Origin of the sequence: Mesorhizobium sp. BR1-1-15 (assembly GCF_020165475.1) — a bacterium.
Lineage (GTDB): Bacteria > Pseudomonadota > Alphaproteobacteria > Rhizobiales > Rhizobiaceae > Mesorhizobium.
This window is the reverse complement of the sequence record NZ_JAIUIF010000003.1, coordinates 134,576-147,731: the sequence shown is the minus strand read 5'-3', so window position 1 is coordinate 147,731 and position 13,156 is coordinate 134,576. Positions and strand designations below refer to the sequence as shown.

The window sequence follows — 13,156 nt, the reverse complement described above, 5'->3', positions numbered from 1 at the left end:
GGGCAATGCATGCCGTCCCGCGCCTTCGTGACCGGCCGGCGATCGGGAGGATCAGATGGCGATAATGACAAGCAGCGCGGCGCCGCCGCGGTTCAGCGTCGTGCTTTCGAGGATTTGCGACGGAGCGCTCTATCTGGCCGGCATCGGGCTGGTCGCCATGACCGCGCTCGTCGCCTATCAGGTCTTCTTCCGCTTCGTGCTCAATTCGTCGCCGAGCTGGACCGAAACCAGCGCCATCATGCTGATGAACTGGTTCATCTTCCTTGGCGCCGCCGTCGGCGTGCGGGAGAACTACCATATGGGGTTCGACGTGCTGCTTTATATCCTGCCGAAAGGCAGCAAGGGAGCGTTGCGCACGCTGTCCGACCTGATCGTGCTCGGCTTCGGGTTCGGCATGGTCTGGTACGGCTGCAAGCTTGTCGGCCTGACCTGGCACACCATCATCCCGGCGCTCGAGCTGCCGGGTGGCTTCGACTATCTGCCGCTGGTCGCCGGCGGCGTGCTGATCTGCCTGTTCTCGGCCGAGCGCATCGCGCTGCGCTGGTCGGGCGTCGATATCGACAAGGACATCAATCTCGAGGACGTGCCGGAGATGCCGGCGGTGCAGGAGGCCTAGATGGAGCTCTGGATCCTGTTCGGCGTCTTCACACTGCTGATGTTCGGCGGCACGCCGATCGCGTTCTGTCTTGGTGCGGCCTCCTTCGCCACCGTCCTCTATCTCGGCCTGCCGCCCCTGGTCGTGTTCCAGCAGATGAAATCGGGCATGAGCGCGTTCTCCCTGATGGCGATCCCGTTCTTCATCTATGCCGGCGATCTGATGGTGCGCGGCGGCATCGCGCAGCGCATCGTTTCCTTTGCCGGCTCCCTGGTCGGCCATGTCCGGGGCGGCCTCGGTCAGGTCAACATCATCGCCGGCACGCTGTTCGGCGGCATTTCCGGCTCGGCCGTGGCCGAGGCCGCGGCCGTCGGCGGGCTGATGATCCCGCAGATGAAGGCACGCGGCTACGGCGCCGACTATGCCGTCAACGTCACCTCGATGGCGGCGCTGATCGCGCTGCTTTTGCCGCCATCGCAGAACATGATCATCTATTCGATCGCAGGGGGCGGCAAGATTTCGATCGCCGACCTGTTCACCGCCGGCATACTACCGGGCCTTTTGTTCGCCGCCTCGCTGATGGTCACCGCCTATTTCGTCGCCCGCAGCCGCGGCTACCCGGTCGAGGCCTTCCCCGGTTTTTCGCGTGTCGGGCAGCTGGCGCTCATCGCTATTCCGGGACTGCTCTTGATCGGCATCATCTTCGGCGGCGTCCGCTCCGGAATCTTCACAGCGACGGAGAGTTCGTGCATCGCCATTCTCTACGCCTTGCTTGTTACCGTCCTCGTTTACCGTTCGATGGGCTGGAGCGATTTCGTCCACGCCACCAAGGGCGCCGTGCGCACCACTTCGATGGTGCTGTTGATCATCGGTACGGCGGCTTCTTTCAGCTGGCTGATGGCCTATCTCAAAGTGCCGGTGCTGCTGATCGCCGGCATGAATGCGATCTCCACCGATCCGCTCGTCGTGCTGCTGCTGCTCAATGTCCTGATGCTGGTGCTCGGCACCTTCATGGACATGGGACCGATGATCATCATCTGCACGCCGATTTTCCTGCCGCTGGTCACGCATTATGGCGTGGATCCCGTGCATTTCGGCGTCATCACCATCCTCAATCTTGGCATCGGGCTGAACACGCCGCCGGTCGGCACGGTGCAGTTCGTCGCCTGCGCCGTCGGCAAGATCACCGTCTGGGAAGCGATGCGCTCGATCTGGCCGTTCTATGGTGCCGGTATCGTGGTTCTCGGGCTGGTGACGTATATTCCGGCCATCTCGCTCTGGTTGCCGAGCGTGTTCAAATAGAGGACGACATGGCATTGGATAGCGCAGCCGACCTCAGGGTCGAGAGAAAACCCAAACTGTCGGAGACCGTCGTCGCGGCAATCCGCAGGCAGCTTCAGGCCGGCGAGATCCTGCCAGGCCACAAACTGCCGACCGAGGGCCAGTTGACCGAAACCTTCGGCGTCAGCCGCACCGTCATCCGCGAAGCCCTGGCCAAGCTCGCCGCCGACGGCCTGGTCGAGCCGCGGCAGGGTGCCGGCGTCTTCGTCACCGAGCACATCTCGACGATGTTCGGCGCGCTCGCGGCCGATATGGGCAGCAAGGATTCGATCGCGCTCAACGTGCTCGAAGTGCGGCTCGCCATCGAGATCGAATCGGCCGGGCTCGCCGCGATCCGCCGCAACGCGGCCCAGGAGGCGGCGATCCAGGAAGCCTTCTTCGACTTCGAACGGCTGCTGCTCGCCAGCGAGCCGACCGGTCCGGCCGACCTCGCCTTCCATCGCGCCATCGCCAGCGCCACCAACAACCCGTTCTATGTCGAGATGCTCGACGTGCTCGGCCGGCGCGCCATTCCGTGCGACGTGACCTCGCCCTGGTCGACCGAGATTGTGCAGTCCGACAGCTATCAGCGTGGGCTGCAGCGCGAGCATCTGGTGATCCTGAACGCGATCACATCAGGCAATGCCGAAGCCGCGCGCGAGGCGATGCGCACGCATCTCTCGGCCAGCCAGCAGCGCTATCGCGAGCGCCTGCATGCGCGGCAGGTCTATTATTCCGACTCGGTCAAGGCGGCCGGCGGCGAATGATCCATCTCAAGTCAGGACAGCAATGAGCCAGAACCATACCGACTATACATCGCGTTTTGCCATCGACCCCGCCGCCGCCGCGGCCATGGGGACCGACGAGTTGCGCCACAATTTCCACATCGAAGACCTGTTCCAGCCCGACCGCGTCAGCCTGACCTACACACATTACGACCGCATGATCGTGGGCGGCGCGATGCCGGCCGGCGCGCCGCTTCGGCTGGAGGCAATCAAGCCGACCGGAACGAAAGGCTTTCTCGAGCGCCGCGAGTTGATCGCCGTCAATATCGGCGGCGCCGGCACGATCGAAGCCGGCGGCCAGCTCCATGAGCTGCAGGCGCGCGACATGCTCTATCTCGGCATGGGCACGCAGGATGTGTCATTCGCCTCAGTCGACAAGGCGGCGCCGGCAAAGTTTTATCTGCTCAGCGCGCCGGCGCATCAAACCTTTCCCAACCGGCTGATCCGCATCGGTGACGCCCGGCGTCTCGATCTCGGCAGCAAGGAGGCCTGCAATGAACGCTCGATCTTCCAGTTCATCCATGCCGACGGGGCCAGGACCTGCCAGCTCGTCGTCGGGATGACGCAACTCGCGCCGGGCTCCATCTGGAACACCATGCCGTGCCATGTGCACGACCGGCGCATGGAGGCCTATCTCTATTTCGACCTGCCGGAGGCGGCGCGCGTCTTCCATTTCATGGGCGAGCCGGACGAGACCCGACACATCGTCATGCGCAACGAGGAGGCCGTGCTGTCGCCGGGCTGGTCTATCCATTCAGGCGCCGGCACCTCCAGCTATGCCTTCATCTGGGCGATGGCCGGCGACAATGTCGACTATACCGATGTCGATCCGGTGGCGATGGAAGACCTGCGGTGAGCGATCTTTCCGCCTTCAGCCTGACCGGCCGGCGCATCCTCGTCACCGGCGCCAACACCGGCATCGGCCAGGGCATTGCCGTCTCGATCGCGCGCGCCGGCGGCACGGTCGTCGGTGTCGGCCGTTCCTCGATGGATGAGACGGCCGCAAGGATCGCCGCGGCGGGCGGTCGGTTCGAGGCGGTCGCGGCCGACCTTGCCGACACATCCGCCGCAGGTCCGATGCTGGAGCGCGTCTGGGACGAAAGCGGGCCGCTCGACGGGCTGGTCAACAATGCCGGCATCATCCGGCGCGCCGACGCCGTCGATCTCTCGGAAGCCGATTGGGACGAGGTGCTCGACCTCAACCTGAAGACGGCTTTTCTGCTCTGCCAAGGCTTTGCCAGGCGCGTCCTTGCCGGCGGACGCAAAGGCAAGATCGTCAACATCGCCTCGGTGCTGAGCTTCCAGGGCGGCATCCGCGTCGCGTCCTACACCGCCTCGAAGCATGGCGTGCTCGGCATCACCCGGCTGCTCGCCTGCGAATGGGCAGCGAAAGGCATCAACGTCAACGGCATCGCGCCGGGCTATATCGAAACCAACAATACGCAGGCGCTGCGCGCCGATCCCGACCGCAGCGCCTCTATCCTGGCGCGCATTCCGGCCGGCCGCTGGGGCCGGCCGGAAGACATTGGCGATGCGGCGGCCTTCCTGCTGGCGTCGGCGTCGGACTATATGCATGGCGCGGTGGTGCCGGTGGACGGCGGCTGGCTGGCGCGATGAGGATATTGGGATGAGCGAAACGAAAATCTTCTCCCAGGCCGGCGCGGGCGCCTGGACGGCGACGCCGGACGGCAACAGGCGGCGCGTTCTCTTGCACACGGATGAACTGATGATGGTCGAGTTCGCCTTCGACAAGGGCGGCGTCGGCGCCCTGCATTCGCATCCGCATGTACAGGCAAGCTACGTCGCCGAGGGCCGCTTCGAAGTGACCATCGGCGGCCGGACCGAAATCCTCGAGACGGGCGGCAGCTTCATCGTGCCGTCCGGCCTGGTGCACGGTGTCAAGGCGCTCGAGGCGGGCCGGCTCGTCGACAGCTTTACGCCGCACCGGGCCGATTTCCTTGCCTGAGGGGCGGCCATGCGATGAGCGATGGACGCTCGTTTCGGCGCGCTGTTTCCAAATGAAAAACCCGCGCCTCCGGAGAGGCGCGGGTCTGTTGCCTGGGCGCTTGCGCGCCGCGGTACTCGAAACGTGGCCGCAGGAGATGGAGCCTGCCGAATCATGGTGAAGATAGGCTTAACGCGCGGACGCCATGTGATAGCGCCGCCATGTGATCGCGTCGCCGGCGGCGGGCGCCGCACGGCGTTCAAGTGATGTGCCTGAGCAGGCCGAAAAGCCGTTCGAAGGTCTTGCCGTAGGGCGGACGCAGAAGGCTCCCCGCGCTCAAGCGCGACTGCAGGAAAACCGGCTTCACCTTGCTGAAGGTGTGAAAGCCCCATTCCCCGTGATAGGCGCCCATGCCGCTGGCGCCGACGCCGCCGAAGGGCTGGTTCTCCTGCACCAGATGCAGCATGCAATCGTTGATGGTGACGCCGCCGGCGATGGTCTCGTGCAGGATACGTTGCCGGTTGCCGCCGTCTCGCCCGAACCAGTAGAGCGCCAGCGGCCGGTCGGCCCGGTTGACATGGGCGATGGCGTCGTCGATCCCGGCATATTCGAGGATCGGCAGCACCGGCCCGAAAATCTCCTCGCGCATCAGCCGCAGGTCGGGATCGGCGTTCCTGACCAGGGTCGGCGGCAATTTGCGGCCTGCGGCGCCGAACGCCTCGCCGGCCGGGTTGATTTCGGTGACATCGGCGCCGGCGTCGCGGGCTTCCGCGATCATGGCCCGCAGGCGCTGATAATGCCGGTCGCTGACGATGGCGGTATAGTCCGGATTGTCGCGCAGGCTGGGGTAGAGCTTCGCCATAGCCGCCGCGAGTTTCTCTGCCACGATGCCTGACTGTCCCTTGGGCACCAGCAGGTAGTCCGGCGCGATGCAGGTCTGCCCGGCATTGAGGAGCTTGCCATAGGCGACGCTGGCCGCCGCCGCATCGAGGTCGCATGAGGGGTCGAAGATCGCCGGCGACTTGCCGCCGAGTTCCAGCGTGACCGGGGTCAGGTTGGCCGCGGCGGCCAATGCGACCTGGCGGCCGACGGCCGTCGAGCCGGTGAACAGCAGGTGATCGAAAGGCATCGACACGAATGCCTTGCCGACCTCAGCGTCGCCGGTGATGACGCTGAGTTCGTCCGGCGCGAAATGCTCGGCGGCCAGGCGCGCCAGCAGCGCTGAAAAGGCGGGCGTCAATTCGGAGGGTTTGACCAGCACGCGATTGCCGGCGGCGAGCGCCGCGGTGACCGGCGCGACGGCGAGCTGGAAAGGGTAATTCCAGGGCGATACGATGCCGACGACACCGAGCGGCTGCGGGACGAGGCGGTTCCTGCCCGGCAGAAACGGCAAGGTGGTGGCGACGCGGCGTTCCCGCATCCAGCCTGTTAGGTGGGACAGTGCGTGGCGGATGCCGGCCCGCACCACGAACAGTTCGGCAAGGCGGGTCTCATGCGCCGAGCGGCCGCCGAAGTCGGTGTCGATTGCCGCGCAGATGTCGGCCTCATGCCTCTCCGTGAGCGCCAGCAGCCGGGCGAGGCGATCCTTGCGGACATCGAGGCCCGGAAAGGGCTGCGCCTCGAAGGCGGCGCGCTGCTGCTTGAAGCGTTCGCCGAGAGCATCCTGTCTGGTCTGCAGCATCGCTCTCTCCCTGGTCGTCCCGGGCAAGCTTACATCGCAGCACGTGAGAATCCAGCAGGGGTGCTGATGTCGGAAGGGAAGGCACGAATTGGGGCCGGTGGACATGCCACCCCGCGCATCCGCGGATAGCGTTCCGGCGATCTTCGCTTTAAGAACGTTGCCTCAGCCAAACGGGGACCATTGCGAGATGCCAATATCGACGGCGAGCGTTCCGCCGGATGCACCAGACCCCAAGCAACGCGTGTTGAAGGACGTGTTCGGCTTCGACGATTTTCGTCCCGGCCAGGCCGAAATCATGGACGCGCTGCTGGGCGGACGCCATGTGCTGGCCGTCATGCCGACGGGTGCGGGCAAATCGCTCTGCTACCAGGTTCCGGCGCTGGTCCTGGGCGGCCTTGCCATCGTTGTCTCGCCGCTGGTTGCGCTGATGCAGGATCAGGTCGCAGCATTGCGCCTTGCCGGCGTGGCAGCCGATACGATCAACTCCTCGATCGAGCGCGAGGCCAATGTCGCGGCATGGCGCCGTGTCGCCTCCGGCCAGACGCGCCTGCTCTACCTCGCGCCGGAGCGGCTGATGACGGAGCGGATGCTCGACGCGCTGGCCAGGCTCGACGTCAGCCTGATCGCCATCGACGAGGCGCATTGCATCTCGCAATGGGGTCCGGCGTTCCGGCGCGAATATGAGGATCTGTCGCGGCTGCGCTCCATTTTCCCGCAAGTGCCGATCATCGCGCTGACGGCGACGGCGGACGAGGCTACCCGCATCGATATCGAAGCGCGTCTGTTCGCCGGGCGCGCGGAAACCGTGGTGCTGGGTTTCGACCGGCCGAACATCAAGCTTGCCCTTGAGGCCAAGCAGGACAGCAAGCGCCAGTTGCTGCGCTTCGTCGAGCGTCACGCAGGCAAAAGCGGCATCGTCTACTGCCTGTCGCGCAAGAAGACCGAGGAGATGGCGGCCTTCCTCGAGAAGAACGGCGTCACCGCGCTCGCCTATCACGCCGGGATGAGCAAGGAGGCGCGTGAGGCGAACCAAAACGCTTTCATGACGCTCTCCGGCGTCGTCATGGTGGCGACCATCGCCTTCGGCATGGGCATCGACAAGCCCGACGTCGCCTATGTCTTCCACACCGACCTGCCGGGCAGCCTCGAAGCCTACTATCAGGAGATCGGCCGCGCCGGCCGCGACGGGCGGGCAGCCGAGGCGCATATGCTTTACGGGCTCGGCGATATCCGCATGCGGCGCCTGTTCATCGACGACGAAGAATCATCACCTGAACACAAGAGGCGCGGGCATCGCCGGCTCGATACGTTGATCGGCTATTGCGAGGCGGTACAGTGCCGCCGGCAGATCCTGCTCGGCTATTTCGGCGAACAGGCAGCGCCCTGCGGCAATTGCGACAACTGCCTCGACCAGGCGCCGCGCGCCGATGGCGGAGCGGAAGCGCGGATCATCCTGACGGCAGTCGCGCAGACCGGCGAGCGCTTCGGCGCCGCCCATGTCATTGACATCCTGCTCGGCCACGAGACCGAGAAAGTACTGGCGAGAGGCCATCAAACGCTGACCAGTTTCCGGGCCGGCGCGGCGCATAGGAAAACGGTCTGGCTGTCACTTATCCGGCAACTGGTCGCCGGCGGGTTCCTTGTGCCGGATCCGGACGGCCATGGCGGCCTCGCCATTTCCGAAAGCGGCCGCGCCCTCGGGCGCGGCGAGGTTGCGTTCCATTATCGCGTCGAGACGCGGGACCCTCTCGCGCGCGGCAGGAAGCGTTCCGGGGAAGGCTCCGCCGCCAGCACCGAGGGCGTGGATGGATCGCTGCTGGGCGCGCTCAAGGCGCTGCGGCTGCGGCTGGCCAAGGAGCGGCAGGTCCCGGCCTATGTCGTGTTCTCCGACCGCACGCTGATCGACATGGCCGAACGCCGCCCGCGCGACCTCGACGCGTTCGCCGAGGTGAATGGCGTGGGAGCGGCAAAGCTTAGGGAATTCGGGGAAATTTTTCTGGGCGCAATCGCGGGACATCATCCGAATTGAGCTGAACCGGTTGGCGCGTCACGCCCAGGCTACAGCGGGCGAAGCTGTTACCCATCTCTCCGGACCTACAAAGCAGAAATTCGAACCCGCCCTGCTTCGCTCCGCTGACTGAACCGCTCCTGCGAAGCTCGAAGAGCGAAGCAGGATGGCGGAGAGGGAGGGATTCGAACCCCCGATGGGCTTGCACCCATGCCGCATTTCGAGTGCGGTGCATTCGACCACTCTGCCACCTCTCCGCGGTCATGGTCGGCCGTTGCCGGCGCGGCGCACTAGATAACGGCTGAACGGGCAGGTTACAAGGCCAAATCCGCCGGAAACTCAGCTTGCGTCACGGGCTGGCCCGGAGTGACGCGGTCCCGACCACGGTGGACGATGCCAGCCACTTCGCCGGCCATCAATCCGGCCAAGATTTCGAAGTCGGGTTAACGAGGCGTGGGGACGCCAGTCCGGCAGTGCCGGCGACCTCCTGATAGGAATTTTTTCTTGACGGGGTGAAGGCAACTATGGTAGAGATCTGGTTATGGTGCTGAGTTGCGCCAGGGACCCGCCGCACAGGCGGGTTTTTCCGTTCAAGGCTCCATCACCAGCGCGCCGACGAAGCTCCGAAGGAACCCGTTAGCCCGGATTCGTTGCCCTGAGAATCTGGCCGTTTGCCTTGACTCGCAACAAACCTTCGGTTAGGGACAGCGCGCAATCGGCGTGGAGGGTTCTTCCGCGCCGCTTGTTTTTTGAACCCGCAGACTGACAAAAAGACGGCCGAACCGCCACAGGCGGTTCATCGAGGCCGACCGAACAGCGAAAGGCAAAAAATGTTCGCAGTCATCAAAACGGGCGGCAAGCAGTATCGCGTCGCCGCCAACGATCTCCTGAAGATCGAAAAAGTCGAAGCCAATGTCGGCGATATCGTCGAGATCGGCCACGTGCTCGCGCATGGCGAGGGCGAGAATGTCACGTTCGGCGCACCGTTCGTCGACGGCGCGGTTGTCACCGCCGAGGTCGTCGAGCAGGGCAAGAACCGCACGGTCATCGCCTTCAAGAAGCGCCGCCGCCAGAATTCGCGCCGCAAGATCGGCCATCGCCAGTTGCTGACCACGGTCAGGATCTCCGAGATCCTGCTGGGTGGCGCCAAGCCGGCCAAGAAGGCCGCTGCCAAGGCGGAAGCCAAGGCCGAGGTAGCCGCCGACGCGGCGCCGAAGGAAGCCAAGGCCAAGAAGGACGCCCCGAAGGAAGAGGCAAAGGCCGAGACCGCGGCAGCGCCGCTGTTCAAGGCGCCGAAGGGCGAGCCGGACGATCTGACCGTGATCAAGGGCATTGGCCCGGTCGCCGCCAAGGATCTCAACGAACAGGGCATCATCACCTTCGCGCAGCTCGCCAAGCTGACCGAGAAGGATGTGGCCAAGATCGACGAGAACATGCCGTTCAGCGCCGACCAGATCAAGGACTGGCGCGAGCAGGCCAAGGAACTGGCGAAGAAGTAAGGCCAACCGGCGCGAAACGTCGCCGGATCGGACTTGAAACGGAACGCGAACGCGTTCATAAGACCATTCAAGCGCCCCTGGGCGCATCGGAGTTAGTTAGATGGCACACAAGAAAGCTGGCGGCTCGTCGCGCAACGGTCGCGACTCGCATTCCAAGCGTCTGGGCGTGAAGAAGTTCGGCGGCGAAGCCGTCATCCCGGGCAACATCATCATTCGTCAACGCGGCACCACCTGGCATCCCGGCGTCAACGTCGGCATGGGTACGGATCACACGCTTTTCGCGCTTGAAGCCGGCGCCGTGACGTTCAACAAAAAAGCCAACGGCCGAACCTACGTATCGGTCAACCCGATTACCAAAGCAGCGGAGTAGCCGGTTCCGCACCACAACACCGGCAGCCCATCTCGGGAACCGGTGTCTGGAAGCCAGAAGGTTTGGCAAAGCCAGGAAAAGGATCAGGGGAGATGGGTTTCCATCTCCCTTTTTTCTTGTGCCTGGAGGACTTTGACATGGTTGCCGAAGCGGAAGACTCAGAAGACGAAAGTTATGCGATCGATTGCCCGGTGCTGGCCACCGAGCGGCTGGTGATGCGGGCTCCGCGCGAAAGCGATATCGCGCAATTGGTCGAGCTCGCCGACAATCGTCATGTCGCCGAGATGCTGGCGCGCATGCCGCATCCCTATGGCGAGGCCGAGGCACGCGCTTTCCTGGCCATGACCAAGTCGCGCCGCGCCGGCATCGCATATGCGCTGACGCTGGCGGGCACCGAAACCTTCGTTGGCTGCGCCGGATTGAATACCACCGACCGCGGACTGGAGCTCGGCTACTGGATCGGTGAGCCCTATTGGAAGCGCGGCTTCGCCACCGAGGCGTCGCACGCCCTGGTCGATCTCGCGTTCCAGCGGACAAACATCCAGGTGCTGCATGCCTCGACGCGGGTCATCAATCCGGCCTCGCGCCGGGTGATCCACAAATGCGGCTTCCAGTATGCCGGCCAGGGCATGCTGAACTCGATCGTCGCCGGCCAGGTGCCGGTCGAGCGTTACCGCCTCGACCGGAAGACATGGACCAGCCTGCGCAACTGGGTACATTTTTGATGTGTGCCGATATTCAGGTGAGGCCGGCCTGCAAACGCTGATTTTCTGCGCTTCCGGTGCTCGCGTACCTTAAGTACGCTCCGCTCCGGTTCTCGAAAACCAACGTTTTCGGCTCGGCCTGACCTGAATCTCAGCACACATCGGCGCTGGGCCTCTGGTCAAAGGTTCGGAAAGAATCGTGCATCGATTTGGGCTCAGCCCAGTTCGGCCCATACCGGCAGATGGTCCGAGCCAACAGCCTTTCGGTCGACCCACAGGCGCTTCAGCGACCGGGCAAGCGAGGCGCTGGTGAAGATATAGTCGATACGCTTGTGGCGGTCGGTATTGCCGGGGTCCTTGGGGTCGACCCAGCTGACGAGATCGTCGCCGGCGACATTGAGGCGCAGGGCGGCGTCGACGGCGAAATCAGCGGTCAGCGGCATGCCGAATTCGTGGTCCGGCCGGCCGGCGAGTTCGACATATTCGGGCGATCCGGCCAGCATGTTGAAGTCGCCCATGCCGACGAAAGCCTCGGGATGCGGCAATTCCGGCAGGCCGATCTCGGCGACGCCGGACAACGCGCCGCCTTCGAGCGCATAGTTCAACAGGCGCCGGCGCAGGAACTGGATCTGGCTGGCGCGCTCGACCGGGCTGCGGTGATCGAGATGGATGGAATAGAAGCGGATGAAACCAAGCGGCGTCTCGATCAGCGCCTCCAGCGCGCCGCGCTGGAAGTTCATCATCTCGAAGCTGCGGCTGCGCGGCAGGAGCAGGTTGCGCGACAGATGAATGGGCGTCTTCGACAACACCATGTTGCCGAGCTGGAAGGTGGTGGTGATGGCGCGGCCGTTCTCGATGCGCGAGCCGATATTGGCCTCGAAATTGCTGCCGTAGACGGCGAAATAGTCGGGCAGCGCTTCGCCGATCTCGGCGACCATGTCGCGTCCGCCGTTCCTGGGATTGTTGCGGGTGACTTCCTGCAGCGCGATGACGTCGGCGCCGCGCACGGCATCGGCGATGCGCGCGACATCGTACTGCCCGTCAAGGCCGATGCCGTACTGGATGTTGTAGGTTACAAGCTTCATCCGTCATCTCCGGCCAACCCCGCGCGGCCATTGTCATAAAACGGCCTCGCCCTTCGCCGCGCCTTGGTTTAGAGCAAGGCGCAAGGTTTAGAGCAATGCCGCAAGGCCAATAAAGAAACTGCTGTCCGATGAAATTTCTCGATCAAGCCAAGGTCTATGTCCGCTCCGGCGACGGGGGCGCCGGTTCGGTGTCGTTCCGGCGCGAGAAATTCATCGAGTTCGGCGGACCGGACGGCGGCGATGGCGGCCGCGGCGGCGACGTCTGGCTGGAAGCGGTCGACGGGCTGAACACGCTGATCGACTACCGCTACCAGCAGCATTTCAAGGCCAAGACCGGCACCCATGGCATGGGCCGCAACATGACCGGCGCCAAGGGCGCCGACGTCACGCTGAAAGTGCCGGCTGGAACGCAGGTGTTCGAAGAGGACAACGAGACGCTGATCTGCGACCTCACCGTGGTCGGCCAGCGCTTCCTGCTAGCCAAGGGCGGCAATGGCGGCTTCGGCAACCAGCACTTCAAGACCTCGACCAACCAGGCGCCGCGCCGCGCCAATCCGGGTCAGCCCGGCGAGGAGCTCAACATCTGGCTCAGGCTGAAGCTGATCGCCGATGCCGGGCTGGTCGGGCTGCCCAACGCCGGCAAATCGACCTTTCTCGCCGCCGTCACCGCCGCCAAGCCGAAGATCGCCGATTATCCCTTCACCACGCTGCATCCCGGCCTGGGGGTGGCACGCATCGATGCGCGCGAATTCGTCATCGCCGACATTCCCGGCCTCATCGAAGGCGCGCATGAGGGCGTCGGCATCGGCGATCGCTTCCTTGGCCATGTCGAGCGCACGCGCGTGCTGCTGCACCTGGTCTCGGCGCAGGAAGAAAATCCTGGCAAGGCCTACAAGACGGTGCGCGCCGAACTCGAAGCCTATGGCCATGGCTTGACCGACAAGGCCGAGATATTGGCCCTTTCACAGGTCGATACGCTCGATGCGGATGAGCGCAAGAAAAAGATCGCCTCGCTGAAGCGCGCCGCCGGCCGTGCGCCGATGCTTCTGTCGGCGGTCACCGGCGAAGGGGTCGAAGCGGTGCTGCGCGCGCTGATGGCGGTGGTGGCCGAAGCGCGCGACGCGATCGCGGCGCCGGTCGACACGCGCTGGGAAAAATAGCATG

13 protein-coding genes and 1 tRNA gene are annotated in these 13,156 nt (G+C 64.6%); 11 read left to right on the top strand and 3 right to left on the bottom strand.

All coding sequences use genetic code 11. The annotated features are described in order from the left end of the window. Positions 1-64 precede the first annotated feature (64 nt). From LB541_RS06905 to LB541_RS06880, 6 genes are read left to right on the top strand one after another with little or no spacing between them, the layout of a single operon-like run. Positions 65-616 carry a TRAP transporter small permease gene (locus tag LB541_RS06905; RefSeq protein WP_140550947.1) on the top strand — a complete coding sequence of 184 codons (552 nt, stop codon included), beginning with the start codon at positions 65-67 and terminating at the stop codon, positions 614-616. After that, positions 617-1,897, top strand: a complete 1,281-nt coding sequence (locus LB541_RS06900; RefSeq protein ID WP_140560745.1) for a TRAP transporter large permease — start codon at positions 617-619, stop codon at positions 1,895-1,897. Positions 1,898-1,905: 8 nt separating this feature from the next. After that, the gene (locus LB541_RS06895) at positions 1,906-2,682 is read left to right on the top strand and encodes a FadR/GntR family transcriptional regulator (RefSeq protein ID WP_140670687.1); all 777 of its coding nucleotides are present in this window, start codon (positions 1,906-1,908) and stop codon (positions 2,680-2,682) included. 22 nt (positions 2,683-2,704) lie between these two features. After that, positions 2,705-3,556, top strand: coding sequence for a 5-dehydro-4-deoxy-D-glucuronate isomerase (gene kduI, locus LB541_RS06890; RefSeq protein ID WP_140670689.1), 852 nt, complete (start codon positions 2,705-2,707; stop codon positions 3,554-3,556). Next, positions 3,553-4,317 (top strand): 2-dehydro-3-deoxy-D-gluconate 5-dehydrogenase KduD, encoded by a 765-nt coding sequence (gene kduD, locus LB541_RS06885; RefSeq protein WP_224618085.1) that lies wholly within the window; start codon positions 3,553-3,555, stop codon positions 4,315-4,317. Before kduI ends, kduD begins: the two co-directional genes overlap by 4 nt. A gap of 10 nt (positions 4,318-4,327) precedes the next feature. Next, positions 4,328-4,666, top strand: a complete 339-nt coding sequence (locus LB541_RS06880; protein ID WP_140676224.1) for a cupin domain-containing protein — start codon at positions 4,328-4,330, stop codon at positions 4,664-4,666. 238 nt (positions 4,667-4,904) lie between these two features. On the opposite strand, the gene LB541_RS06875 is transcribed toward LB541_RS06880, so the two are convergent. After that, positions 4,905-6,326: a coniferyl aldehyde dehydrogenase gene (locus LB541_RS06875; protein ID WP_140676227.1), complete on the bottom strand. Its 1,422-nt coding sequence runs from the start codon at positions 6,324-6,326 to the stop codon at positions 4,905-4,907. A gap of 187 nt (positions 6,327-6,513) precedes the next feature. Here LB541_RS06875 and recQ point away from each other — a divergent pair, with 187 nt between their 5' ends. After that, the gene (recQ, locus tag LB541_RS06870; protein ID WP_224618084.1) at positions 6,514-8,355 is read left to right on the top strand and encodes a DNA helicase RecQ; all 1,842 of its coding nucleotides are present in this window, start codon (positions 6,514-6,516) and stop codon (positions 8,353-8,355) included. 146 nt (positions 8,356-8,501) lie between these two features. Here recQ and LB541_RS06865 read toward each other — a convergent pair. Further along, positions 8,502-8,591 (bottom strand) — tRNA-Ser (locus LB541_RS06865). 573 nt (positions 8,592-9,164) lie between these two features. Here LB541_RS06865 and LB541_RS06860 point away from each other — a divergent pair. The 3 genes from LB541_RS06860 (at position 9,165) to LB541_RS06850 (ending at position 10,928) form a co-directional block, all read left to right on the top strand. Continuing rightward, complete coding sequence (locus LB541_RS06860) at positions 9,165-9,833, top strand: 50S ribosomal protein L21 (RefSeq protein ID WP_140517511.1); 669 nt, start codon at positions 9,165-9,167, stop codon at positions 9,831-9,833. Between the two features lie 100 nt (positions 9,834-9,933). Next, positions 9,934-10,203: a 50S ribosomal protein L27 gene (gene rpmA / locus LB541_RS06855; protein ID WP_140493012.1), complete on the top strand. Its 270-nt coding sequence runs from the start codon at positions 9,934-9,936 to the stop codon at positions 10,201-10,203. 137 nt (positions 10,204-10,340) lie between these two features. Further along, complete coding sequence (locus tag LB541_RS06850) at positions 10,341-10,928, top strand: GNAT family N-acetyltransferase (protein WP_181173480.1); 588 nt, start codon at positions 10,341-10,343, stop codon at positions 10,926-10,928. A 194-nt stretch (positions 10,929-11,122) separates the two neighbouring features. Here the strand turns inward: LB541_RS06850 and LB541_RS06845 are convergent, their stop codons facing one another. After that, a complete protein-coding gene (locus LB541_RS06845; protein ID WP_140517513.1) occupies positions 11,123-11,992 on the bottom strand; it encodes an endonuclease/exonuclease/phosphatase family protein in 870 nt (289 codons plus the stop codon). Between the two features lie 128 nt (positions 11,993-12,120). Here LB541_RS06845 and obgE point away from each other — a divergent pair, with 128 nt between their 5' ends. Continuing rightward, positions 12,121-13,152, top strand: coding sequence for a GTPase ObgE (gene obgE / locus LB541_RS06840; protein WP_140649958.1), 1,032 nt, complete (start codon positions 12,121-12,123; stop codon positions 13,150-13,152). The last annotated feature ends 4 nt before the right edge of the window (positions 13,153-13,156 follow it).

Bases quoted from the DNA above. Each gene is read 5' to 3' on its own strand.
- LB541_RS06860 (WP_140517511.1), top strand. From the start codon at position 9,165: ATGTTCGCAGTCATCAAAACGGGCGGCAAGCAGTATCGCGTCGCCGCC.
- LB541_RS06895 (WP_140670687.1), top strand. From the start codon at position 1,906: ATGGCATTGGATAGCGCAGCCGACCTCAGGGTCGAGAGAAAACCCAAA.
- recQ (WP_224618084.1), top strand. From the start codon at position 6,514: ATGCCAATATCGACGGCGAGCGTTCCGCCGGATGCACCAGACCCCAAG.
- LB541_RS06900 (WP_140560745.1), top strand. From the start codon at position 617: ATGGAGCTCTGGATCCTGTTCGGCGTCTTCACACTGCTGATGTTCGGC.
- LB541_RS06850 (WP_181173480.1), top strand. From the start codon at position 10,341: ATGGTTGCCGAAGCGGAAGACTCAGAAGACGAAAGTTATGCGATCGAT.
- rpmA (WP_140493012.1), top strand. From the start codon at position 9,934: ATGGCACACAAGAAAGCTGGCGGCTCGTCGCGCAACGGTCGCGACTCG.
- obgE (WP_140649958.1), top strand. From the start codon at position 12,121: ATGAAATTTCTCGATCAAGCCAAGGTCTATGTCCGCTCCGGCGACGGG.
- kduI (WP_140670689.1), top strand. From the start codon at position 2,705: ATGAGCCAGAACCATACCGACTATACATCGCGTTTTGCCATCGACCCC.
- LB541_RS06845 (WP_140517513.1), bottom strand. From the start codon at position 11,992: ATGAAGCTTGTAACCTACAACATCCAGTACGGCATCGGCCTTGACGGG.
- LB541_RS06875 (WP_140676227.1), bottom strand. From the start codon at position 6,326: ATGCTGCAGACCAGACAGGATGCTCTCGGCGAACGCTTCAAGCAGCAG.
- LB541_RS06905 (WP_140550947.1), top strand. From the start codon at position 65: ATGACAAGCAGCGCGGCGCCGCCGCGGTTCAGCGTCGTGCTTTCGAGG.
- LB541_RS06880 (WP_140676224.1), top strand. From the start codon at position 4,328: ATGAGCGAAACGAAAATCTTCTCCCAGGCCGGCGCGGGCGCCTGGACG.